Source organism: Aequorivita sinensis, from assembly GCF_006346335.1.
In the GTDB taxonomy this organism is placed as follows: domain Bacteria; phylum Bacteroidota; class Bacteroidia; order Flavobacteriales; family Flavobacteriaceae; genus Aequorivita; species Aequorivita sinensis.
In genome coordinates this window covers 94,757-118,802 of record NZ_VDMC01000006.1, presented here as the reverse complement: position 1 = coordinate 118,802, position 24,046 = coordinate 94,757, and the positions used below count along the sequence as shown (strand labels likewise).

Below are 24,046 nucleotides of genomic sequence, written 5' to 3'. Positions count from 1 at the left end.
TAAGAACTACCTTAATAATTAATAGAAATACTCAATGGATTAATTTATAATCCGATAGGTTTTGTCGATAGGTTAAAATTTTAACAATAAGAAAAAGCTATGAGTGAATTATGCGGTTTCGGTTGTAGCTAACTGTCTGATTTTTATTCTGAATGCTGCAAAAAGCAAAGTAGTAAATGGACTCAGCCAATTGAAAATAGCATAACCTGCATAATGAAGCGTGTCAACACCTAAAACGCCACTATGGTAAGCACCACAGGTATTCCAAGGGATTAATACTGAAGTTACAGTACCACTATCCTCGAGAGTTCTTGATAGGTTTTCTGGTGCCAGACCTTTATCTTTAAATGCCTGTGCATACATTTTTCCAGGAACAACAATAGCTAAATATTGATCACTTGCTGTTAGGTTTATAGCTAAACAGCTTGCAACAGTACTTGCAAAAAGTCCGAAGGTAGTGTGAAACAACTTCAACAACGCTCTACTAATTGCGGATAACGCACCAATTGCATCCATAATTCCTCCAAATGTCATGGCACATATAATTAACCATACAGTATTTAACATTCCAGACATTCCTCCGGCTGAAAATAAATCCTTTAATGATTCATTGTCCGTCGCAATAGAACTGTCAACGGTTATTGCGTTCATTATCCCTTTATAGCCAGATTCAAAAGTTAAAGAAGTTCCTCCTCCAACAGAGGCTACAATGTCTGGCTGAAAAATTAATGCGGCTACACCTCCAAGCAAGGAACCAATTAATAAGGCAATAAGTGGAGATGTTTTTTTAACAATCATAATAATCACTGCGATTGGAACTACAAACAACCACGGACTTACATTTATAGATTTTTCTACAGAAGCCAAAATAGCTTGTGTGTCTGCTGTTCCTGAAGTATCAATATTAAAGCCTAATATTATAAATACAATTAAAGTTACAGTTAATGTAGGAACGGTAGTATAGAGCATATATCTAATATGAGTAAACAAATCTGTTCCTGCCATAGCAGGAGCCAGGTTGGTGGTATCACTTAAAGGTGAAATTTTATCGCCAAAATAAGCTCCAGAAAGAATTGCTCCAGCCGTCATTCCAAGTGGAATGTTCATAGCATCTGCAATACCTATCAAGGCAATACCTACCGTTGCAGACGTTGTCCAACTACTTCCAGTTGCCACCGAAATAATAGCACATATTATAACACAAGAAGCTAGAAATATTGTCGGGTTTAATATCTGTAGTCCATAATAAATCATTGTTGGTATAATCCCGCTAATTAGCCAAGTTCCTGCCAATGCTCCAACCATTAATAAAATTAAAATAGCCCCAGCAGTCGATTTAATGTTGGAGGCCACTTCTTCTATCATTTGGTCGAACTTAACTTTGTTGAAGAAGCCAACAATAGCAGCTACAGCACCTCCCATTAAGAGTATAAACTGGTTACTTCCACTTAATGCATCATCACCATAAGCTACAAATACATTGTAAAAAAGCATTATTATTAATGCAAATACAGGTATTAAAGCCTCCCATATATTTAATTCAAAATTATCAACAACGTCATCGTTTTTTGGGTCGGTAGGCTTAATGTCTTGGCTTTGCATAGTGTAATTTATTTTTAGGAATGTAATGTTACGATTTTGAAAAAACTTACGCAAATTAAAAAAGGGAACAGATTATCTGTTCCCTTCCAAAATTATAAACAAATAAGAATTTATTTTAATATTCCAACTTTAACCATACACTCACGCATCATAGTGTAGGTGCGTTCAATGTCGTTATCTAAACCTATGCTAAAACGAATTAATCCATCGCTTAATCCCATTTCTTTTTGTTCGTCTTCTGGAATTTCAGAAGAAGTAGAAGATCCTGGAGCGCTAAACAATGTTTTATAAAATCCTAAACTTACAGCTAAATAACCAAGATTGCGTTCTTGCATTAACTCCATCAATTCATTAGCTTTATCAATGCTGCCAGCATCAACAGTTAGCATTCCACCAAAGCCGTATTCTTTGTTCATCATTTTTTTATAAATCTCGTGTCCTGAATGCGATTTTAATCCTGGATATACGGTTTTTAAGCCGTCAGCCTCAAATTTTTCAGCCAAATACAAAGCGTTTTCGCTATGTTGCTTGATTCTTATATGAAGTGTTCTAAGGTTTTTTAAAATTGAAGCGGCACGCAAACTATCCATTGCAGGACCTAGAAGCATATTTGCACCGTCGTTTACATTTCGTAAACTATCAATAAATTCTTGGGTACCACAAGTAACGCCACCCATGGTATCACTACTTCCATTTATGAATTTTGTTAAACTGTGAAGTACAACATCGGCCCCTAGTTTTGCTGGAGATAGGCTTAACGGTGAAAAAGTGTTATCTACTAATAATTGAAGGTTGTGTTTTTTTGCAATTTTTGAAAGTCCTTCAATATCGGCAACTTCCAAAAGTGGATTGCTCACTGTTTCGCAGTAAAGAACTTTAGTGTTTTCAGTAATTGCGTCTTCAACCTGATCTAGTTCAGTAATATCTACAAAAGAAGTTTCAATATTTAGTCTCGGTGCAAAGTTTTTAAGAAATGCATAAGTCCCACCGTAAATTGTACGACTAGAAACTATATGGTCTCCAGCTTTACACAGTTGTAGTAGTGCAGGAGTGATAGCGCCCATTCCGCTTGCAGCAACATTTGCTGTTTCTGTGCCTTCCATTGCAGCAAGTGCTTGCCCTAGGTATAAGTTTGATGGACTTGTGTGTCGCGAATAAAGATAACATCCGTCTGCATTTCCTTCAAAGGTATCGAACATAGTTTTTGCTGAAAGAAATGTATAAGTAGAAGAATCTGATATAGAAGGATTAACGCCTCCAAATTCGCCAAAGTATTGTAAATCTTGAATTTTATCTGCTGGTTTAAATGCCATGATTGTCTTTTTATTGTTGTTTCACAAATTTGCGAAAATTTATAGGAGTGGTCAAATTATAAAAGCAATTAGTTTTTAATGATAAAACTTTAACTTTTAAACCGCTAAACTTTTAAACTATTAAGCAGTATTGTACCTTTGCATCTTCAAATAAAAAACACATACAAGATGTCAAAATATGATGTAGCAGTAATAGGTTCTGGTCCTGGTGGCTATGTAGCAGCAATTCGTTGCGCACAATTGGGTATGAAAACCGCAATTATAGAAAAGTACGATGTATTAGGAGGTACTTGCCTTAACGTTGGCTGTATTCCTAGTAAAGCCTTATTAGACTCTTCACATCACTACGAAGATGCTATGAAGCACTTCGAAGATCACGGAATTGAAATTCCTGGCGATATTAAGCTTAATTTCAAAAAAATGATCGAGCGCAAAGCCTCTGTTGTAGATCAAACTACCAAAGGGATTGTTTATTTGATGGATAAAAATAAAATCGATGTTTATACGGGAATGGGGTCTTTTAAAGATGCTACTCATATCGATATAACCAACGGTAAGAAAACCGAAACCATCGAAGCAAAAAATACAATTATTGCCACTGGAAGTAAACCTTCAACGCTACCTTTTATTAAGTTAGATAAAGAAAGAGTAATTACTTCAACTGAAGCATTAAGCTTAAAAGAAGTGCCAAAGCACCTAGTTGTTATTGGTGGTGGAGTAATTGGTCTAGAATTAGGCCAAGTTTACCGTCGTTTAGGTGCAGAAGTTTCTGTTATTGAATATATGGACAGAATTATTCCTACTATGGACGCTGCTCAAAGTAAAGAGTTAACTAAAGCAATGAAGAAACAAGGGGTTAAATTTTATTTATCTCACAAAGTTTCTGATGTTTCTAAAAAAGGAAAAGAAGTTGTAATTACCGCAACCGATAAGAAAGATAAAGAAGTTACTTTTAAAGGTGATTACTGCTTAGTTTGTGTAGGTAGAAAACCTTATACAGATGGACTGAAAGCTGAAAACGCTGGGGTAAAAGTTACTGAGCGTGGAATGATTGATGTAAACGACCAACTTCAAACAAACATTAGCAACATTTACGCTATTGGTGATGTTGTTAGAGGTGCAATGTTAGCTCATAAAGCTTCAGAAGAAGGAACTTTAGTGGCTGAAATTATAGCGGGTCAAAAACCACATATCAATTACAACTTAATTCCAGGTGTAGTTTATACTTGGCCGGAAGTTGCTTCTGTAGGTAAAACAGAAGAGCAGCTAAAAGAAGCTAAAGTAGAATACAAAGCAGGACAATTCCCGATGCGTGCGTTAGGAAGAAGCCGTGCAAGTGGTGATATTGATGGTTTTGTAAAAATTCTTTCAGATAAAAATACAGATGAAGTGTTAGGTGTACATATGGTAGGAGCCAGAGTTGCCGATTTAATTGCTGAAGCTGTAGTAGCTATGGAATTCCGCGCTAGTGCAGAAGATATTGCTAGAATGAGTCACGCACACCCAACGTATGCCGAAGCAGTAAAAGAAGCTGCACTTGCCGCGACTGATGACAGAGCTATTCACGTATAGAAAAAGTGAATATCGATAAATGGTGAGTAACCATATAAAAAAAGCATCTTGAAATATTTCAAGATGCTTTTTTACTTTATTAGATTAATTGTGGATTATTCAATAATTCCTCCACAAGAAACACGTCCACCAGCATCACCTGTTGGTTGTGAAACAAAATCGTCTTCACCGTCGTGAACTATAATAGCTTTCCCAACAATGTTTTTGTTTTCATCATCACATCCAATACACCATTCGTCAGTTTCCATAGAAATTTTTGCCATCCCATTAGCATCAGCAACCATATTTCCTATGTCACCTTTATGGTATCCTTCGGCATCTCCCCACTTACCGTGTCTTTGATGAGTTGGGTTCCAATGACCTCCTGTTGAAGTTCCATCATCTGCACTACAGTCTGCTTTTTCGTGAATATGAATCGCGTGAGTACCTTCAGTTAAGCCTTCAAATTTTGCATCCATTTTTACTACTCCATTTTCTTCAGTAAAGACAACCTGACCAATAGCATTACTTCCACTTTTAGACTCCATCATTACTGATAGCGTTTTCGGAGCTTCCTTTACTTCTTCCACTTCAACCGATTCGGTTAATTCTTCTAAAGAATCAGTGTCTTTTTTTTCGTTTTTACAACCTACAAAAGCTAACATTGCTGTTGCTGTAAGTAATAGTCCTAATTTTTTCATTTAAAAAGTTTTTAGTTTGTGTTGATTAATAATTAATCACTAAAGATAAGATTTCACCATCCCACAAACAAGAATTTAAAAAAATCTTAGCAGTTTTTATGAATAATGAAATTCTATCAATATTTAAATACTATTCTACAAGCTTAGTGATAATTTGTGTTTTGCTATGAAGCGTTTTATGAACAGGGCATTTATCTGCAATTTGCATCAATTTCGCTTTTTGCTCATCGGTTAGATTCCCAACCAATTTAATTTCACGTTTAAAAGTGTCAATTTTTGAAGAATCTTTTTCGCATTCTTGACAATCTATAGCGTGTTCTTTTGAATAATCTATAGGCACGGAAACATTCCCTACATTCCAATTTTTTCTTCTCGCATACATTTGTATTGTCATAACTGTACAAGCAGCAAGTCCTGCCGATAAAAATTCGTAAGGCGAAGGACCGAAGTTGTTTCCGCCGAAAGATTTAGGCTCATCTGCAATTAAATAATGATCGCCAACTTTTAAATTAGTTGTAAACTTCTCGTCTTGCCCTAAACTAGCAGCAACCTTACTTTTACTTTTTATTTCTTTGGCAGGAGGTATTTCTACATATCGCGAAGCCCATCCAGCAATAACCTCACCTACATACTTAGAATCTTCTTTTTTCGAGAGTAAATGATCTACGCCGTCTAATGATACAAAACTTTTAGGATGATGAGCGGCAATGTATATTTTTTCAGCATTTTTAATACCAACCGTGTTATCTTGAGGAGAGTGTAAAATTAACAGTGCTTTTCTAAGATCACTTACAACATCTTTTAAAGTATTGTTTTCTAGATCGTCTAGAAATTGTTTTTTTATGGTGAAATCTACACCGCCTAAATTAACTCTAGCTTTTCCATTTTTAGTTATTTCTTGTTCGCTATCCTTTAATAAATGCATAACGTGCGATGGATCACTAGGAGAATTGATTACTGCAACAGCTTTTATAGATTCAAGTTTAGAAGCCGCAAAAATAGCCGCAGCCCCTCCAAGCGAATGCCCAATAATAAGTGTAGGTGCTTGATAATTTTCTTCTAAAAAGTTCGCTGCCTCTATAAGGTCATCAACATTTCCTGAGAAGTTGGTATTCTCAAAATCTCCTTCGCTTTCACCCAAACCAGTGAAATCAAATCGCAAAACTCCAAACCCTGCATTCGTTAATGCCCGACCAACATTTTTTACAGCAGTTAAGTTTTTGGTGCAAGTAAAACAATGCGCAAATATTACAAAGTTATGTGGCTTCTGATCTAATGGTAGTTCCAAACGACCAGCTAATTGCTCTTTATCTTTATTAGTAAAGGATACCTTATGGATATTCATAAAAATCGTTTTTGATTAAATTACAAATTATAAAAAATATGTAGCCTTAAAATTAAGTATTTTATAGAGGATAAACAGAAGTTTCCATGAATTAATTCAACAGCTTTCATTAGTAGTTTTAATGCTAGTTTAACGTTTACTTGTTTTATTTAAACAACAAATCCGTTACATTTATAAGATGAACAAAAAAGGACTTAAAAGCGGATTTGTCTTCACCAAGCACACTCCCAAAGAACTGTCTCCTTTCGAAAAACTCTTAGATGTTTTCCAAGAATTAATAACGCATACTTCTGGGGATGTTGATGAAGCTTTAGAGTGGTTAAAGCAATTGGATGACGAATATAAACTTACTACCGATGACTACACCTTAGATGATTTTGTAGAAGACCTTAAAAAGAAAGGTTATCTGCGTGAAGAAATTAAAGTGAATGGGAAAGGAGGTTTAGCAATTACCGATAAAACTGAAAGAGCACTTCGAAAGAGAGCTTTAGAGCAAATCTTTGGAAAACTGCGAAAAAGTGGCGCTGGAAACCACCGCACCAAACAAACAGGGAGAGGAGACGAGCAAGCAGGAGAATTTCGCTCCTATCGATTTGGGGACTCATTAGAACAGATTTCAATGACCGAGAGTTTTAAAAATGCTCAGATTAATCACGGTTTGGGTGAGTTTACACTGTCTGAAAACGATTTGATTGTTGAAGAAACGATGTACAAAACCCAGATGAGTACCGTGTTAATGATAGACATTAGCCATAGTATGATTCTTTATGGTGAAGATAGAATCACCCCCGCTAAAAAAGTGGCAATGGCTTTATCCGAATTTATAACAACGCGTTACCCAAAAGATACTTTAGATATTTTAGTATTCGGAAATGATGCTTGGCCAATTCAAATTAAAGATTTGCCTTATTTAAATGTAGGCCCTTACCATACAAATACAGTTGCTGGATTGCAATTGGCAATGGATTTGTTGCGAAGAAAAAGAAATACTAATAAACAGATATTTATGATAACCGACGGAAAACCAAGCTGTGTACGACTTCCCGATGGGCGTTATTATAAAAATAGCAATGGTTTAGATAGGTATATCGTTAATAAATGTTACGCAATGGCATCCCAAGCTAGGAAACTTCACATTCCAATAACAACCTTTATGATTGCTGAGGATCCCTATTTAATGCAGTTTATCGAACATTTTACAGCAGCAAACCAAGGGAAGGCATTTTATACAGGGTTGAAAGGATTAGGAGAAATGATTTTTAGTGATTATGAATCTAATAGAAGAAAGAGAATAAGATAAAAAGTCCTTTTCAAAGAGGTAGAAATGAAATTACCTAGGTGGTTTAAAAATTTAAGAAAGAAAAAGATATGAATATAGATATTACTAAAATAAAGACATTAGGCGACCTTCAAAAGTCAGGTTACGAATCAAAACCTGTAAAGGAGGAACTACGCAGGAACCTTCTTCAAAAAATTATGAAGAAAGAAAGTCCGTTTGTGGGAATTCACGGATATGAATTAACAGTAATTCCAGCGTTGGAAAGAGCCATATTGTCTAAGCATAATATCAACCTACTCGGATTACGCGGACAAGCAAAAACGCGGTTAGCACGACAGATGGTTGGGCTATTAGACGAGTATATACCTATTGTAGAAGGTAGCGAAGTAAATGACGATCCTTATAGCCCCATATCTCGTTATGCTAAAAATTTGATTAAAGAAGAAGGGGATAATACTCCTATAAGTTGGTTGCATCGAGATAATCGTTTTTTTGAAAAACTTGCCACACCTGATGTTACTGTTGCTGATATTATTGGTGATGTGGATCCAATTAAAGCGGCCAATTTAAAACTAAACTATGCAGATGATCGTGTAATTCATTTTGGGATGATACCGCGAAGTAATCGATGCATATTTGTAATTAATGAATTGCCAGATTTGCAACCGCGAATTCAAGTGGCATTATTTAATATTCTTCAAGAAGGAGATGTTCAAATTAGAGGTTTTGCTTTGCGATTACCATTAGATATACAATTTGTATTTACTGCAAATCCAGAAGATTATACCAACCGTGGTAGTATTGTTACACCATTAAAAGATAGAATTGGGTCGCAAATCCTCACCCATTACCCAGAAAGTATAAAAACAGCTCGTGCTATTACTGAGCAAGAGACCGACCAAGCTACAAAAGAAAAATCTGATGTTTATGTTCCTGATTTGGCAAAAGATGTTTTAGAACAAATTAGTTTTGAAGCACGAGAAAATGATTATATAGACGTTAAAAGTGGTGTAAGCGCTAGATTAAGTATTACAGCGTTTGAAAACTTATTGAGCACCGCGGAGAGAAGAGCATTGCATAACGGAGTGCAGAAAACTTCTGTTAGGTTAGGTGACTTTGTAGGAATTATACCTGCAATTACAGGTAAGATTGAATTGGTGTACGAAGGAGAACAGGAAGGAGTAAATCAAGTTGCACAGCAGTTAATAGTTGATGCAGTTGACACAACTTTTAAAGAGCGTTTTCCAAAAATTGAGAAACTTACCAAAGAAGGAGATGACGATCCGTATTCTGAAATTGTTTCTTGGTTTTTTGAAGAAAGTGATTTTGAATTGTTGGATTCTTACTCCGATGAAGAATACAGAATGGAACTTGATAGGATAACTCCTTTACAGGAATTAATAGAAACATATCAACCTGATACTTTAAAAGAGGATATTTACTTTTTAAAAGAAGTAATACTATGGGGACTGGCAGCCAATAATAAGCTAAGTAAATTTAGCATTGGTAACGGACTTCATTTTAAAGATGTTTATGGTGGTTATATAAGTGGACTATAGCTTATAAATAAAAAAGGCTGTCAAAATTTTGACAGCCTTTTATTATAAATTCTTACAGAATATTAAATGTTCGGGATCACCAACTCATCACCAGGATGAATAAGATCTGCAGACTTTAATTTACCTTTATTAGCTTCAAAGATAGCATTGTATTTGTTTGCATCACCATAGTATTTCTTAGCTATCTTACTTAAAGATTCGCCGCTTTGTACAGTGTGATGTGCAAAAACAGAACTATCGGCAACTTTAATGTCAGCCATAATGTCTGTAGGGTTTTCACCACCAACTCGCTTAATTTCATCCCAAATTAAATTTTTGTCGTATTGAGTCTTTGCAGTACCCCAAACTTTAAGTTGACCATTTTCTTCTTTTACATCACCCTCTTGGATGTTAAGTTTTTCTCCTAAATCCAGAACACTCTGGTATTTTGACTTAATCATTTTTTATAGTTTTAGTGTTAATTTCTATAAAGATACAATTTTACCCAAAATTAAATTTAACATTTAGAAAAATTTAAGACAAAAGTGTAACTATTTCATTATCAGCTAAATTTAACTAAATGTTAATGATAATTGGTAAAAACTTCACAGTTTGAACGATACCTTTGATACAAACTAAAAAACACACTATTATGAAGTTTAAACAAATTGTACTATCAATTGCAGCCGTTGGAATTCTATTGGTTGGTTGTAATGATTCGAAAAAGAAAGAAGCCGAAGCTCAAGCTCAGGCGGAAGAATTGAGAATGGAACGTGAAGCCGACTCTATATTGAAGTTAGAAGAAGAGAAAATGGCTAGAATGGAAGATATGGAAGCTAATTCTATTTCGGCTAAAGCAATGGGTAACGACAACTTATCTACTTTAGTTAGTGCGCTTCAAACTGCAGATTTAGCCGATACCTTTAAAAGTGAAGGCGAATACACAGTTTTTGCACCGACAAATGATGCATTTGAAAAAGTTTCTAAAGCAACTTTAGATAATTTGATGAAACCGGAAAACAAAGAAAAACTACAAAGTTTGCTTAAGTATCACGTGCTTCAAGGAAAATTGCCTTCAGTGGATGTCTTAGCGAAAATTAATAATGCTAATAACAAATTGGATGTTACTACCTTAAATGGAGAGATTCTTACTTTATCGGAAAAGAATGGTAAAGTAATGATTAAAGATGCTAAAGGAAATGTTGCTACTGTTACAAATGTAGATATCGATGCCTCCAATGGAGTAATTCATACTTTAGATAAAGTATTGATGCCAAAAATGTAAATCATCTTATTTTCTATTATTAAAAACCTCTGAAAAGAGGTTTTTTTATGTCTATTCTTTTCCTAAATAAGCCCAAGCATATAAGTCCTCCTTAGAATTTATGGAGTGTGAAACACTATGTTTTATTAGGTTATTTTTAGGAATAATAAAATAGGATTGGAATATATTAATTAAAAAAGGTCAGTAAAATTAGTTTACTGACCTTTTCGATTCTTAATGACAAGTACAACCGCCATCCATAAATCCTTGGGTTTCTTGATGCCAAGGGAATGCCTGGTTATAACCATCTAACTCCCAGAAAAAAGGTAGGCGCTCTTTAGGATTGTTACCTATTTCATTCATAGTTTCAGTATCGTACAATCTACCATTTACCATAACCATATTTATAGATAAGGTGTTTTCGATATCTTCTAATGGGTTTTTATCCATCACGATTAAATCTGCTAGTTTACCAACTTTTAATGAGCCTATATCTTCACCTGCACCAATATATTCAGCAGAGTTAATAGTAGCGGCTTTTAAGGTTTCAAGATTGCTAAGTCCACCTTGATTAATCATCCAGGTTTCCCAATGTGCCCCAAGACCTTGTAATTGACCGTGAGCCCCCATATTTACTTTTACGCCTGCTTCACTTAAATCTTTTACCGTTTCAGAAACTAAAATATGCCCGTTTTGGTACTCTTCCTGTGGAACTTTAATTCTATGACGAGAACGACTGTCTATAACGCCACGCGGAGTAAAGTTGAGTAGTTTTTCGTTTTCCCAAACATTGTCTCTTTCATAAAAATACATTTCTCCATTCATCCCACCATAATTTACAATAAGAGTAGGAGTGTAGCCAGTATTGCTTCTGCTCCAAACTTCTCTAATATCCTTATAAATAGGTGCTATAGGAATGTTGTGTTCTATTCCGGTGTGTCCGTCAATAACTTGCGTTATGTTGTGATAAAAAGTTGAACCTCCTTCAGGCACCACGTTAATTCCCATTTCACGCGCTGCTTGTAAAACTTGCTGACGTTGATCGCGACGCGGTTGGTTGTAACTCTTTACACTTTTAGCGCCAAAGGCTTTTGTACGGCGAATACTGCTTCTAGCATCTTCTAAATTGTTTATCACAGCTTTAAAATCGCCATCACCACCGTATAAAATAAATCCAGTAGAATATAATCTCGGCCCTACCAATTGGCCACTCTTTTGAAGTTCAGATAGTGTAAATACCGTTTCTGTATTCGCCGAAGGGTCATGTGCTGTAGTTACACCAAAGGCTAAATTGGCCATAAACGACCATTTTTGTTGCGTAGGCAATCCATATCGGAAAGCACCAACGTGAGCGTGTGCATCTACCATTCCTGGCATAATAGTTTTTCCTTCAGCAGCATAAATCTTTGTACCTGATGGAATAGAAACTTTATCTGCAGCTCCTACAGCTTCAATTTTATTACCATTAATTAATATAGTTCCGTTTTCAATTACCTTATCGCCCTCCATTGTGATGATTCTTGCATTTGTGAATGCAATTCTACCGTTAGGAATATCTACTGGAGCTTCTAAGTTAATTTTGGTTCCGGTTAATGTTACCTCTGGTAATTCATCTGGTGAACCAGGTAAAAAGGTAAATCTGTTTTTTAATTCATTACTAAAGTATTCATCTCCAAGTGTCCACATTACATTCTTACTGTTTGCTGACCAATGTATGTTGATGCCAGCATCTTTTGCAAGTTGAGAAACAGGTAATGCTTTTGTTTTATCGTCTAAGTCAATTGTTTGTCCGTTAAGCAATAAAGGCGCAACATATAACTTATGAAGATTTGTAAAAGCAACCCATTTATTGTCCGGACTTGGAACTAATCTATTTGCATATTTTGAGGTAATGTGTGTTTTTTCTTCGTTTCCTTTAAGGTTTACGCTAATTAATTTCTTCTCAATGCTCCCAAAATATGTGCCGCCCGTTTGTAAGAAAATACGTTTTCCATCTGCGCTAAACATTGGGTAATCACCTTTGTCGGTTACAAAAGTTTCATTACCTCCATTAGCATCCATTATATAAATCCCTTCTTTCTTTGTATAAGTAAAACCTTGATCGGTATTTCCACTTTCTTTTTTAAAGATAATTTGTGTTCCGTTAGAAGAGAAAGAAGGCATTCGGTAAATTCCTTTATTTGAAGTAAGTTTTACAGGATTTCCGCCGTTTACTGAAATCTTGTAAATAGCTCCTTTATCAACGTCGTTCCAAGTAACGTAAATTATTTCAGTACCATTAGGAGAGAATGTAGGTTCGAATTCAAAATTGGTACTGTTTGTTAAACGTTGAGGTTTTCCGTTAGGTAATTCTTTTTTGTATAAATGCCCTAAAGCACTAAAAACAATATGTTTTCCATCAGGTGAAGTAACCGTATGACGGATCATTTTTGGGGTGAACTTTTCAGTTTCAATTCTATTGTCAAAATGAACAGTTTCGGCTAAATCTATATTTACATTAGCTGTAAAAGGGATGTTTGTAACTTCCAATGAGTTAACATCAATCTTATTAATTTTTCCACCACTCCAAAAGATGATTTCGTTGTTATTTGGCATCCAATTAAAATTTGGATAGACTCCAAAAATCGCCCAAGCTTCTTGCTGATCTTTATTCAACTTGTCGTAGATAGGAAACTCTTCTCCTGTTTCTAGGTTGTGGATAAATAAAACACTTTTGGTGCGCACTCTTTTCACAAAAGCTAATTTTTTACCATCAGGAGAAACTGTTGGTCTTGCTGCTCCACCAGGTCCACCTGTAATAGTTTCGGTTTCTCCGGTTTCAAACTCGTAGCGTTTTATAACATAAATCTGACTGTTTGGATCTTTATTATATTGAAAATATCCGCCAGGGTACACATCTTCACTGTAGTACAAATACTTTCCATCTGAAGAAACGAAGGGTTCGTTTACGTCTTGTTGGTCATTTTTTCTTTTGGTAAGCTGAATGCCGGAGCCTCCTGTTTTGTGGTATTGCCACATCTCTCCAGCTCCTAAACTTCTACCTGATGTAAAGTGTTTTCTAGCAATTAAATAATCGCCATCTGCACTCCAAACGGCATTGTTAAGTAGTCTTAAATCTTCTTTGGTAACTTGTTTAGCATCGCTGCCATCAACATTCATTACCCAAATATTATCACCACCACCTGCATCGCTGGTAAATGAAATTTTTGTCCCATCTGGACTAAATCTCGGTTGAATTTCAAAAGGAATTCCAGTTCTAATAGCTTTGGCTGTACCTCCGGTAATTGGTAACGTATAAATATCGCCCACCATATCAAAAACTATGGTTTGCCCGTCGGGGCTAACATCAAGGTTCATCCAAGTTCCTTCATCGGTAGTAAAGGAATGTGTTTTGTAGTTAAAATCTTTACCAGGATTTGCAACTTCCCATTTTGCTTCGGATTTTTCACTGTCTTTTTTCTTTTTCTTCTGTGCTGTTAGCGTTAGTGAAATTGTAAAAATGAGGAGTGTTGAAAGTAGTTTCATATTCAATGTTTATAAATTTCGGTGTAATTATAATTGGGTGTACGTTATTCTATTTCTTCAGTAATAACATAAAAATCTTTTTTAATTTCAGCAGTTTCAATGGATGATGAAAATTCTTTTGTTTTCCATTCCGAAGTAGGTTCTACCCATTCTTCTTTTCCATTAATTATTGCAATTACAGGCATCTTAAAGTTTTTAAGGATGTCGGTATAGCGAAATTTTAACTTGTTGTCTTCAACTTTATATTCCACCTTAGGAATCATAGTTGTTCTTAGGTATTGGTTAAAAAACACATTGAGATCTAAGCCACTTTTCTGCATTATATAATCTTCAACCTGTTTGCTGCTTACAGTTTGGTGATAAAAATCTTTATTCAAACCGATTAAAATTTGTCGCCACTTTTCATCATTATCAATTAGTTGTCTAATGGTGTGGAGCATATTTGCACCTTTGTAATACTTATCGCTGCTACCTGAATGACTAACATTATAATTTCCAATTATTGGAATATCATTTAAAATACTACGGCGAAGTCCAACAACATATTCTGAAGAAGCTTTTTTTCCAAAGTGATAATCGAGATAGATATTTTCAGAATAGCAGGTAAATCCTTCGTGAACCCACATATCTGCCACATCATTATTAGTAATATTATTTGCAAACCATTCGTGACCACTTTCGTGAATTATTATAAAATCGAATTTCATTCCCCAACCCGATCTAGATAAGTCGCGGCCTAAATATCCGTTTTCAAACTGATTGCCGTAGGTAACACTACTTTGATGTTCCATTCCTAAATATGGTGCTTCCACAAGCTTGTATCCATCTTCGTAAAAAGGGTAGGGGCCAAACCAGTGTTCAAACGCTTCCATCATCATTGGGGCTTGTTTGAATTGTTCTTTGGCTTTTTCTTCATTTTCTCTAAGCACGTAGTAATCCATGTCTAAAGTTCCATTTAAACCTTGATACTTTTCACTCCAATGTACATAATCACCAATATTAATATTTACTCCGTAAGCATTGATAGGATTTACAACTTCCCACACCCAAGTTTTTGTGGTGTAGTTTTCAATTACTTTAATAAGTCGTCCGTTGCTTACATCCATTAAATGTTTTGGTGCCGTAACTGAAATTTTCATGCCATTATCAGGCTCTTCGGAAGGGTGATCTTTTAACGGCCACCAAACACTTGCCCCAATTCCTTGGTTAGCAGTGGCGATAAAGTCGTTGCCATTGCTATCCTTTGTCCATGTAAATCCACCATCCCAAGGCGCACGTCGCGCTACAGTTGGTTTTCCAGAAAAGTAAATAGTGATTTTATTCTGCTTACCTTTTTTCTGTTTCTTTTTAAGTTTTAAAAAATGCGCATTTCCTTCTGAAGTGAATGAAATCTCTTCATTGTTTTGAAGAATTTTGTCAATTTTCATCGGAGCCTGCAAGTCGATTTGCATAATGTTGTTGCGCTCTAAAACCTCATAAGTTATGGTGTTACTACCTTCAATAAATTTTTCTGAAGGATTTACGGAAACTTTTAAATCGTAATGTGTAACATTCCACCAAGCTCTTTCAGGAGTAATGCTACCTCGAAGCGTATCTGCACGTGAAAATTCTTGTGCAATGGAAACAAAATTAATGCTTAGGAATAGTAGAAAGAAAAGATTTTTCATTGAGGAGAAATTTTTGTCTAAAAATACCAAAAAAAAGACTTGAAGCTATTAGAAATACTGAAAAGTAGCTGAGTTTTATAAAAGAGAAATTATTCAGTTAGTTCAATTGAAACATTCGGTTTTGCTATAAAAAAAACTCAAGCTGTCTGAAACTTTAAAGCAAAAGGATTCATTTCAAGACTGTAATACTGAAGAATCTTCTTTTTATTTAGCCTCCGAAATAAGGCAATTAAACTTTCAATTAAAAATTGATTTCCTAATTTAATTTTCTTCAACAACTAGGGCTATTTTTTTACCATTCGGACTAATTGCCATTCTAGTTATATTTTCTATTCCGTAGTCTTCAAGTGATGCTACACGATTCCATTCGGGTTCACCCAGAGTGTCGTACATATATAGTTTATTACCGCTACCAACAAGTATTTGGGTATCGTTGATCCATACGTAATCTTGAATGCCAATAGGCAGTTCACTAACAAAATAACTTCCTAAAATATTCATTTCTAACATATAAATATCAAGGTTACCTTCATCGTTTATCAATGAATAGCTCATATAGTCCGATTTCGGAATTCTTTGAAGCGTTCTTCCTGCGTTTCGAAATAAAGTATCAACAGCTTTAGTGGTTAAGTTAATCATCACTAAATCCAATTTGTCATCCGCCAAAACAGTGGCAAGAATTAATTCGTCATTGTAAAACGCGAAATAAGCTACTTCTAAATCTTCTATAATTTCTGAAGATTTTCCCGTTTCTGAATCATATCTATAAAGTCGTTGTTTTCCGTTTTTATCCAATCTTACAGCTGCAATATCATTGCTAGAAGGAAATTTTTGTGGTGAATATTCGCCGCCCTCGGTTTCTTGATTAACCCAAGTTTTAATTTTTGAATTTAAATTGTATTCTGAAATATCTGTTTGTCCATTGTTATTTCCAGCAAAGACTAAGGTTTCATTTGAAATAAAAGAAGGCTGATTGTCGTACCCTTCATTATTTGAAACATTACGAGCGTTTAGCAGTTCCATACCCGAATAAGAAGGTGAAATATCGAATATATATACTTCAGTGTTTTGTTGAGCGAAACTTAATTGAAGGATAAATAAAGTGAGGAGGAAAAGAATCTTTTTCATAGTAAGTCATTTTTCTTCAAAAATAGCAAACTCTACGCCATATTCTAGAAGAAGTAATATTTTACAAAATTTATAACTCGTTTTTTCTTTTCGACATAATAAGCTTGAAAACTGTTTAAATATGTACTTTTGCAATCTGAAAATAATAAATAGGATTTTAGATAATTCTCACTTGTTTAAATGCCATTATTTTAAATAATTTCTAAATGAAAAAAGTATATTTCGATAGCGCCGCAACTACTCAGCTTAGAGATGAAGTGATTGACTGTATTAGTGAAGTTTTAAGAACTGAATACGGAAATCCCTCATCAACTCATTCATACGGTAGATCTTCAAAGTCGTTGTTAGAAAATGCTAGAAAAGAAATTGCTAAGCTGTTGAATGTTTCAGCAAGCGAAATTATTTTTACTTCTGGTGGTACTGAAGCTGATAATTTAATATTAAACGGTGCTGTTCGTGATCTTGGCGTTAAGCGTGTAATTTCTAGTAGAATTGAACATCACGCTGTTTTACACACTTTAGAGTGGCTTCAAGAAAAGTACGAGATTAAATTAGAATTCGTGAACTTGGATCATTGCGGACATGTAGATTACGAGCATTTAGAAAAATTATTATCAGATACATCCGAAAAAACCTTAGTGAGCTTAATGCACGTTAATAATGAGGTTGGTAATCTTCTTGATTTAAAAAAGACGGCTGAGCTTTGTAAAAAATACGATACACTTTTCCACAGTGATACAGTACAATCTGTAGGGCATTTTGAACTTGATTTTAAAGAAATTCCAATTGATTTTGCTGCCGCTGCTGCCCATAAATTTCACGGACCCAAAGGAGCTGGTTTTGCTTATGTAAGAAAAAACTCAGGGTTAAAACCATTAATTCACGGTGGTTCTCAGGAAAGAGGTCTCAGAGCTGGTACGGAAGCTGTTTATGCAATTGCAGGAATGGCTGAAGCCTTAAAATTATCTTATCACAAATTAGAAAAGGAACGCAAATATATTAGCGAACTAAAGCAATACTTTAAAACACAACTTTCAGAAAATATTCAGGGAGTAAAGTTTAACGGAGATTGCGATAATGACGAGCGCAGTACATATACCTTGTTAAATGTATGTCTTCCTATTACCTCTGAAAAAGCGATGTTGCTTTTGTTTCAATTAGATTTAAAAGGAATTGCTTGCTCTAAAGGAAGCGCTTGCCAAAGTGGTAGCGAGGGCGGATCACACGTGCTAAGCGCCATTCTTTCCGACGACGACCTTGCAAAACCATCAATTCGTTTTTCATTTTCTTCTTTCAATAAAAAAGAAGAAGTGGATTATGTAGTTGAAGTTTTAAAAGAATTTATTGAAGAATAAATTCAGATTTCAAATCAAAAATCCCGACCCACGAGCGGAGTCGAAGGATAGCTATGTTTTCAAAACACAAAATCTCTTTCCATTTGTCAGTCTAAGCCTGTCGAAGACAATGGTTGGAAATTCCAAAATCCAAATTCCAAATCCCGGATCCCGAGCGGAGCCGAAGGGAAATAATGTTTTTTAAATTTCACTTCCAACATCCAATTTCTAACTTCCAACTTCCAATATCGTCCATCTATAGCGCCTCCTTCATAATCTCTTCAACTATTTCAGGATTTAGTAGGGTAGAAATATCTCCAAGGTTTGAAGTGTCTTTTTCAGCTATCTTTCTCAATATACGACGCATGATTTTCCCGCTTCTAGTTTTAGGTAAGCCGGAAACAAATTGAATTTTATCCAATTTTGCAATGGGTCCAATGTGTTCTGTGATAATCTGATTTATCTCTTTGCGCAAATTGTCGTGCATACGGCTCTCTCCAGTTTCCTTCAGTATCACATAACCGTATAGTGCATTTCCTTTGATGCTATGAGGAAAGCCTACAATTGCACTCTCAGATACTGCTGGGTGCTCGTTTATCGAATCTTCAATAGGAGCAGTTCCTAGATTATGACCAGATACAATTATTACATCGTCAACACGGCCTGTTATTCTGTAATAACCTGTACTATCACGAAGTGCACCATCTCCAGAGAAGTACATGTCTTTATAAGCCGAAAAGTAGGTGTCGCGATATCGCTCGTGATTATTCCATATCGTTCTTGCCATGGCAGGCCAAGGGAACTTTATACATAACTTTCCACTAACAGAATTTCCTTTAAGCTCTTCTCCATTTTCACCCATTAATGCAGGTTGAATTCCCGGTAGCGGCAAGGTTGCATACGTAGGAATGGTAGGAGTGGAGTAGGGAATTGGAGAAATCATAATTCCACCAGTTTCGGTTTGCCACCATGTGTCTACTATTGGGCAGTTTTTCTTCCCAATATTATCGTTGTACCAATGCCAAGCTTCTTCATTAATTGGTTCACCAACACTACCTAAAATCTTAAGTGATGAAAGATCGTATTTTTCTGAAAAATCTGTTTTTTCTTTTGCTAAGGCACGAATTGCCGTTGGTGCGGTGTAAAACTGAGTCACTTTGTGTTTTTCTACAACATTCCAAAAACGTCCAAAATCTGGATAGGAGGGTACACCTTCAAACATTAAGGTTGTGGCTCCGTTTGCTAAGGGGCCATAAACTATATAACTATGGCCGGTTATCCATCCAATATCTGCAGTACACCAAAAAACATCGTTCTCTCGGTATTGGAACACGTTTTTAAAACTATGGGCGGTATAAACCATATATCCAGCAATAGTGTGAACCATTCCTTTTGGTTTTCCTGTACTTCCAGATGTGTACAAAATAAATAATGGATCTTCCGCATCCATAATTACAGGTACGCATTCATTCATTGCAGCGTCTAATAAAGGTTGTAACCACTTATCGCGATTTTCCTTCATCGGGATATCAGAATTTGTTCGTTTTGCTACTAAAACAGTTTTTACACCTGGACAACTTTCTAAAGCATCATCAACAATTCCTTTTAAATCTATTGTTTTATTTCCACGGAAAGAGCCATCACTGGTTATAACCATCTTACAATCGGAATCGTTAATTCTGCTAGATAAAGCAGAGGCAGAAAACCCTGCAAAAACCACAGAGTGTATCGCTCCAATTCGCGCGCATGCCAATAAGGAAATTGCCAAATCAGGTATCATTGGTAGGTATATACAAACTCGATCTCCTTTTTGAATTCCGTGATTTTGTAAAACATTGGCAAACCTACAAACCCTATCGTGAAGCTGGCGATAGCTTATGTGCTCTGCCATCTCATCGGGATTGTTGGGTTCAAAAATGATAGCTGTTTTATTGGCGTGTGTATATAAATGCCTGTCAATACAGTTTTCAGTAATATTTAGTTTTGCCCCTTTATACCAAGAGAATTCCGATTTTGAAAGGTCGTACTCTAGTACTTTATCCCATCGCTTACGCCACAAAAAGTTTTCTTCGGCTATTTCCTCCCAAAAGCTTTCTGGGTCACGAACAGATTTTCTGTAAACTTGAAAATATTCTTCTAAATTCTTTATGTGGTAATTACTCATTGCAAAACGGTTTTTATGGGTAGTGAATTTTCTAAAATTAAGACAGATTTTAATAAGCCTTAATAGAATAACGCCTTTCAAATATATTTACATTTTCAGAATATATAAATTAGAAATCAAAAAAATATGGAAATCACTATTTACAAAAACTAAAAATCCCGCAAGCAAATTTTTGTAGCGGGATTTTCAAATTATGAATAAAATCGAAATTAATGAGGAAGTTTGTTTTTTACTAATCCATAAAGAAAGGTTCCTAATAGTGCTCCGAGGATAACAATTAAAATAGGAAAATATCCTGCTCCTGCTAGAACGTACATTGGTCCTGGACAAGCGCCAGACAGTGCCCATCCTAAACCGAAAATTATACCACCAATCATATAACGGCTAAAACCTTTATCTTTTGGCTGTAATCTCATTTCACCTCCATCTATGGGCTTTATGTTCTTTCTTTTAATTAGCTGAACACCTATTATTCCAATGGCTAAAGCAGAACCCATAATTCCATACATATGAAAACTACCAAACTGGAACATTTCATAGATTCGAAACCAAGATGCAGCTTCAGATTTAAACATTATAATTCCGAAGAATATACCTACTATTAAATATGTGATGTATCTCATTTTCTAAAATATTAAAGGGTAAATAAGGTGAATCATAACTAGGCCACCAATAAAAAAACCAATTACTGCAATCAATGAAGGAAGTTGTAAATTACTCAGTCCCGAAATTGCATGACCAGAAGTACAGCCGCCTGCATATCTAGCACCAAAGCCTACTAGTAAACCACCTATTAGTAAAATCAAAATGTTTTTTGGCTGAGATATATTCTCCATACTGAAAATTTCAGTTGGTAAATACGCTTCGTTTGCGGAAGTGATGTTGTAGTCATCAGCTAACTGTTGTGCGACTTCAGGATTTATAGTAACAATATTATCGCTCATAAAATTAGAAGCTATAAAACCCCCAATTATGGCGCCTAATACAACCATTAAATTCCAACGTTGCGTCCTCCAATCGAATTTAAAAAAGTCTGCTGCTTTGCCAGCTCCTAAGGCTGAGCAGGCTGTACGTAGGTTTGATGACATTCCAAATTGCTTTCCTAAGTACAAAAGCACAAACATTACAAGCGCAATTAAAGGTCCGCCTATATACCAAGGCCAAGGATCATAAAACAAATTCATAGTTAATTATTTTTGTGCAAATTTAAGTATGATTAACCAAACAGACTGTAACCTAGATTACATTCCAACGGGTAATTAAAAAGAAAAGAGAAAAAATTAATTTTTATTTGAGGTTAACTAGCTAAAGAAGAGTAGTGTATAGCCTTTTTAAAAATTGAATAATATGAAATAAAAAATTAATAATTTAGAGTTATTGGAGTGTTTGAGAGTAAATTGGAAGGTATAAATAGCAAAAGGTGGTGTTGTGTATTAAAACAGAACACCACCTTTTTTAATAGATCTAAATATAACTATCCTTATTATTTTCTAGCAGGAGAAATCATAATATGGGAACGATGAGTGCCAGCATCCATTAACCAGGGCATTCCTGGAGCTTGTGGTTTAGTTGGTAAGCCAGTGCTTTCACCCGTCATATAAGGTTTGTAAAGTACATATCGAATTCTGCTATTTTCAATTTCACCAGTTTCAATATTAAGGTCTTTTTCTTCAGCAGCCAAAACATAAACCATTGAAGGTTCTTCGGGCATTTTTAGCCTTCCAGCTTCAATTTCTTTTTTTCGAACTTCTTGCTTTTCAGGATTAGATTTTCCTTCAGCCTCTAATTCTCTTCCTCTTGCCATAAATGGTTCTAATTCGGCGCCATAGCAGGCTACACTTATTCCTTCTTTGTTTGGATCGTCTGCTAAACAAATTAATGTATTTGTGCCTTCACGAAGTGTCACTAGTTTTCCTTCGGCGTTATAACCAAGTACTGTAGCAGCATCGCGATACATTTCAGGTGCCGCTAGAACAGCAGTCTTTATCTGAATGTCGGCTGGCAGAATTTTAGATTGGGAAAATGCTGAAAAAGCAAAAGTAAATGCAATAACAACGAGTAATTTTTTCATAATCAAGCTTTTTAAAATTAAAGTTTAAGATACGAAAAATATGGGAATGAGAAGGGAGGGGTAGAACAACGAAACCCAAATACTGATTTTTTTAGTAAGGTTTTAAAGCGTTCTCTAATTCCTTTTTAAGGTCTGCTCTAACAAATTCAGGTTCCAAAACTTCAACTAAACTTCCGTATTTTAGGATTTGCTGCTTGAGTTCGAAATTATAACTTACAAAGAGTTTAATTGTATAATATCCTTCCAATCCATCGGCCAACTCTTCCTGTGATCTGTGCAGTTTCAGAGATTCCAGATACGGTTTTTGTCTTGCTTGAAAACGCAAAACGATACGCACGGGTTCGTGATCGGTGAAATTTAAACCAACGGTATGAATTAGCTTCTCATTGGCTTCTTCGGTTTTATTTTTAAAAGGTTTGTTGTCTAATACTTGTAAACCTTCTATTCTGTCCAGACCGAATACACGAAATCCTGCATCGGTTTCTCCTACTACATACCATCTGTTTTGATATTCTTTTAGTAAATGTGGTTTTACGCTATGGGACTTTGGAGTTTTCCTTTCGATGTGATAAAAACTGGTATGCTGAAAACTTATTTCCTTTCTGCTCTTAATAGCCTCTAGGATGACATCGAAATATTGAAAGTTTTTTACCAGACTGGTTTCGTCTAAGGACAGATACTTATGATTGTCATTTTCTAAAGTGATGCTTTTGTTTAGCAGATTGGAAAAAGCAATGCGTTTAAAGAGGTTGGTTAAGAATGAAAATTTCTCGGTGTTCTCTATGTCCAATTGATAGCCTTTGGTTTTTACATTGTGAATTTTAAAACCAATACTCACTAAAAACTGATAATCTCTATTTAAAGATGATGTCGAAAAATTTAAACCTTCCCGTTTTAATCCAGCCTCAATTTCATCTGAAGTCACCAAGCCATCCGCCTCTTCTAAAAGTTCTAAAAAAACTAAATACCTCCTAATATCTTTACTCATACCGCTACATTTTTAAACTTCCCACTATCCGGGAAAGCTACGTGTTAACTTTGTATTAAACAATTAAAACAGTGCATTATGGATTTAGAAAAAACACAATTAGATCAACTAAGCCGCTTAGTACAAAGTAGCATGAACACCTCAAAAGAAATCGCTGAGATTTCTGGCCAAGACAAAGTTACCGTAACGCTTGTAACTGTAGGCTTAACTATGGCGGTGGCTGGGTTTCTGCGTTCTGTGAATGATTGATTAACAATTGGTATTAGCTGAAAGACCAATTCAAAAAATCGAGTAAGCAAATTATAAAACTACAATATTATGAAAGACGAAAAAACAACTGAAACCGGAATAGTAGCAGCCATTGGTGCTGCTGGTGCCGGCGTTGGCGCCCTAATTGCTGCTTCTGCAGGAATTGCTTTTGCCATCCCAATAGCTATTGGAGCTGGAGTGGCTTGCCTTGGTTATGCTGTTGCCAAAGCAAAAGCTTAAGTTTGATTTTAAACCCTGAAGTTGGAGGCTTTGGGGTTTAATTTTACCATTGATTTAAGCAACCCTAAAATCTATCTCGATCATTGT

At 35.4% G+C, this 24,046-nt stretch carries 19 protein-coding genes; 6 read left to right on the top strand and 13 right to left on the bottom strand.

Annotation, left to right across the window (positions count from 1 at the left end; all coding sequences use genetic code 11):
- Positions 1-108 precede the first annotated feature (108 nt).
- A complete protein-coding gene (gene nhaC / locus FHP04_RS08685; RefSeq protein WP_139855705.1) occupies positions 109-1,602 on the bottom strand; it encodes a Na+/H+ antiporter NhaC in 1,494 nt (497 codons plus the stop codon).
- Positions 1,603-1,712: 110 nt separating this feature from the next.
- On the bottom strand, positions 1,713-2,915 hold the full coding sequence (locus tag FHP04_RS08680) for an aminotransferase class I/II-fold pyridoxal phosphate-dependent enzyme (protein WP_139855704.1): 1,203 nt from the start codon (positions 2,913-2,915) through the stop codon (positions 1,713-1,715).
- Between the two features lie 168 nt (positions 2,916-3,083).
- On the opposite strand from FHP04_RS08680, the gene lpdA reads away from it, so the two are divergent.
- On the top strand, positions 3,084-4,487 hold the full coding sequence (gene lpdA / locus FHP04_RS08675) for a dihydrolipoyl dehydrogenase (RefSeq protein WP_139855703.1): 1,404 nt from the start codon (positions 3,084-3,086) through the stop codon (positions 4,485-4,487).
- A 95-nt stretch (positions 4,488-4,582) separates the two neighbouring features.
- Here lpdA and FHP04_RS08670 read toward each other — a convergent pair whose 3' ends face one another.
- Positions 4,583-5,167 (bottom strand): superoxide dismutase family protein, encoded by a 585-nt coding sequence (locus tag FHP04_RS08670; protein WP_139855702.1) that lies wholly within the window; start codon positions 5,165-5,167, stop codon positions 4,583-4,585.
- Positions 5,168-5,297: 130 nt separating this feature from the next.
- On the bottom strand, positions 5,298-6,512 hold the full coding sequence (locus FHP04_RS08665; RefSeq protein ID WP_139855701.1) for a bifunctional alpha/beta hydrolase/OsmC family protein: 1,215 nt from the start codon (positions 6,510-6,512) through the stop codon (positions 5,298-5,300).
- Positions 6,513-6,690: 178 nt separating this feature from the next.
- Here FHP04_RS08665 and FHP04_RS08660 point away from each other — a divergent pair, with 178 nt between their 5' ends.
- Positions 6,691-7,812: a vWA domain-containing protein gene (locus FHP04_RS08660; protein ID WP_139855700.1), complete on the top strand. Its 1,122-nt coding sequence runs from the start codon at positions 6,691-6,693 to the stop codon at positions 7,810-7,812.
- Positions 7,813-7,886: 74 nt separating this feature from the next.
- Positions 7,887-9,350, top strand: a complete 1,464-nt coding sequence (locus FHP04_RS08655; protein ID WP_139855743.1) for a magnesium chelatase — start codon at positions 7,887-7,889, stop codon at positions 9,348-9,350.
- Between the two features lie 62 nt (positions 9,351-9,412).
- Here the strand turns inward: FHP04_RS08655 and FHP04_RS08650 are convergent, their stop codons facing one another.
- Positions 9,413-9,790: a LysM peptidoglycan-binding domain-containing protein gene (locus tag FHP04_RS08650; RefSeq protein WP_139855699.1), complete on the bottom strand. Its 378-nt coding sequence runs from the start codon at positions 9,788-9,790 to the stop codon at positions 9,413-9,415.
- 191 nt (positions 9,791-9,981) lie between these two features.
- Between FHP04_RS08650 and FHP04_RS08645 the strand changes: the two genes are divergently transcribed.
- Positions 9,982-10,614: a fasciclin domain-containing protein gene (locus FHP04_RS08645; RefSeq protein ID WP_139855698.1), complete on the top strand. Its 633-nt coding sequence runs from the start codon at positions 9,982-9,984 to the stop codon at positions 10,612-10,614.
- A 213-nt stretch (positions 10,615-10,827) separates the two neighbouring features.
- Here the strand turns inward: FHP04_RS08645 and FHP04_RS08640 are convergent, their stop codons facing one another.
- From FHP04_RS08640 to FHP04_RS08630, 3 genes are all read right to left on the bottom strand, one after another.
- Positions 10,828-14,118 carry an amidohydrolase family protein gene (locus FHP04_RS08640; protein ID WP_139855697.1) on the bottom strand — a complete coding sequence of 1,097 codons (3,291 nt, stop codon included), beginning with the start codon at positions 14,116-14,118 and terminating at the stop codon, positions 10,828-10,830.
- Positions 14,119-14,162: 44 nt separating this feature from the next.
- Positions 14,163-15,785 carry a M1 family metallopeptidase gene (locus FHP04_RS08635; protein ID WP_139855696.1) on the bottom strand — a complete coding sequence of 541 codons (1,623 nt, stop codon included), beginning with the start codon at positions 15,783-15,785 and terminating at the stop codon, positions 14,163-14,165.
- Between the two features lie 261 nt (positions 15,786-16,046).
- Complete coding sequence (locus FHP04_RS08630; protein WP_139855695.1) at positions 16,047-16,913, bottom strand: TolB family protein; 867 nt, start codon at positions 16,911-16,913, stop codon at positions 16,047-16,049.
- Positions 16,914-17,119: 206 nt separating this feature from the next.
- Here FHP04_RS08630 and FHP04_RS08625 point away from each other — a divergent pair, with 206 nt between their 5' ends.
- Positions 17,120-18,268 carry a cysteine desulfurase family protein gene (locus tag FHP04_RS08625; protein WP_139855694.1) on the top strand — a complete coding sequence of 383 codons (1,149 nt, stop codon included), beginning with the start codon at positions 17,120-17,122 and terminating at the stop codon, positions 18,266-18,268.
- 235 nt (positions 18,269-18,503) lie between these two features.
- On the opposite strand, the gene acs is transcribed toward FHP04_RS08625, so the two are convergent.
- The 5 genes from acs to FHP04_RS08600 form a co-directional block, all read right to left on the bottom strand.
- Positions 18,504-20,411: an acetate--CoA ligase gene (gene acs, locus FHP04_RS08620; protein WP_139855693.1), complete on the bottom strand. Its 1,908-nt coding sequence runs from the start codon at positions 20,409-20,411 to the stop codon at positions 18,504-18,506.
- A gap of 209 nt (positions 20,412-20,620) precedes the next feature.
- The gene (locus tag FHP04_RS08615) at positions 20,621-21,034 is read right to left on the bottom strand and encodes a DUF6691 family protein (RefSeq protein ID WP_139855692.1); all 414 of its coding nucleotides are present in this window, start codon (positions 21,032-21,034) and stop codon (positions 20,621-20,623) included.
- 3 nt (positions 21,035-21,037) lie between these two features.
- Entirely contained in the window at positions 21,038-21,595 is a 558-nt protein-coding gene (locus FHP04_RS08610) for a YeeE/YedE family protein (RefSeq protein WP_139855691.1), read from the bottom strand.
- Between the two features lie 299 nt (positions 21,596-21,894).
- On the bottom strand, positions 21,895-22,482 hold the full coding sequence (locus tag FHP04_RS08605) for a hypothetical protein (RefSeq protein WP_139855690.1): 588 nt from the start codon (positions 22,480-22,482) through the stop codon (positions 21,895-21,897).
- Positions 22,483-22,573: 91 nt separating this feature from the next.
- Positions 22,574-23,470: a helix-turn-helix transcriptional regulator gene (locus FHP04_RS08600; RefSeq protein WP_139855689.1), complete on the bottom strand. Its 897-nt coding sequence runs from the start codon at positions 23,468-23,470 to the stop codon at positions 22,574-22,576.
- Positions 23,471-23,788: 318 nt separating this feature from the next.
- Between FHP04_RS08600 and FHP04_RS14510 the strand changes: the two genes are divergently transcribed.
- Positions 23,789-23,959, top strand: a complete 171-nt coding sequence (locus FHP04_RS14510; RefSeq protein ID WP_158319129.1) for a hypothetical protein — start codon at positions 23,789-23,791, stop codon at positions 23,957-23,959.
- The last annotated feature ends 87 nt before the right edge of the window (positions 23,960-24,046 follow it).

Coding starts and splice junctions, on each gene's coding strand:
- nhaC (WP_139855705.1), bottom strand. CDS start 1,602: ATGCAAAGCCAAGACATTAAGCCTACCGACCCAAAAAACGATGACGTT.
- FHP04_RS08680 (WP_139855704.1), bottom strand. CDS start 2,915: ATGGCATTTAAACCAGCAGATAAAATTCAAGATTTACAATACTTTGGC.
- lpdA (WP_139855703.1), top strand. CDS start 3,084: ATGTCAAAATATGATGTAGCAGTAATAGGTTCTGGTCCTGGTGGCTAT.
- FHP04_RS08670 (WP_139855702.1), bottom strand. CDS start 5,167: ATGAAAAAATTAGGACTATTACTTACAGCAACAGCAATGTTAGCTTTT.
- FHP04_RS08665 (WP_139855701.1), bottom strand. CDS start 6,512: ATGAATATCCATAAGGTATCCTTTACTAATAAAGATAAAGAGCAATTA.
- FHP04_RS08660 (WP_139855700.1), top strand. CDS start 6,691: ATGAACAAAAAAGGACTTAAAAGCGGATTTGTCTTCACCAAGCACACT.
- FHP04_RS08650 (WP_139855699.1), bottom strand. CDS start 9,790: ATGATTAAGTCAAAATACCAGAGTGTTCTGGATTTAGGAGAAAAACTT.
- FHP04_RS08645 (WP_139855698.1), top strand. CDS start 9,982: ATGAAGTTTAAACAAATTGTACTATCAATTGCAGCCGTTGGAATTCTA.
- FHP04_RS08640 (WP_139855697.1), bottom strand. CDS start 14,118: ATGAAACTACTTTCAACACTCCTCATTTTTACAATTTCACTAACGCTA.
- FHP04_RS08635 (WP_139855696.1), bottom strand. CDS start 15,785: ATGAAAAATCTTTTCTTTCTACTATTCCTAAGCATTAATTTTGTTTCC.
- FHP04_RS08630 (WP_139855695.1), bottom strand. CDS start 16,913: ATGAAAAAGATTCTTTTCCTCCTCACTTTATTTATCCTTCAATTAAGT.
- FHP04_RS08625 (WP_139855694.1), top strand. CDS start 17,120: ATGAAAAAAGTATATTTCGATAGCGCCGCAACTACTCAGCTTAGAGAT.
- acs (WP_139855693.1), bottom strand. CDS start 20,411: ATGAGTAATTACCACATAAAGAATTTAGAAGAATATTTTCAAGTTTAC.
- FHP04_RS08615 (WP_139855692.1), bottom strand. CDS start 21,034: ATGAGATACATCACATATTTAATAGTAGGTATATTCTTCGGAATTATA.
- FHP04_RS08610 (WP_139855691.1), bottom strand. CDS start 21,595: ATGAATTTGTTTTATGATCCTTGGCCTTGGTATATAGGCGGACCTTTA.
- FHP04_RS08605 (WP_139855690.1), bottom strand. CDS start 22,482: ATGAAAAAATTACTCGTTGTTATTGCATTTACTTTTGCTTTTTCAGCA.
- FHP04_RS08600 (WP_139855689.1), bottom strand. CDS start 23,470: ATGAGTAAAGATATTAGGAGGTATTTAGTTTTTTTAGAACTTTTAGAA.
- FHP04_RS14510 (WP_158319129.1), top strand. CDS start 23,789: ATGAAAGACGAAAAAACAACTGAAACCGGAATAGTAGCAGCCATTGGT.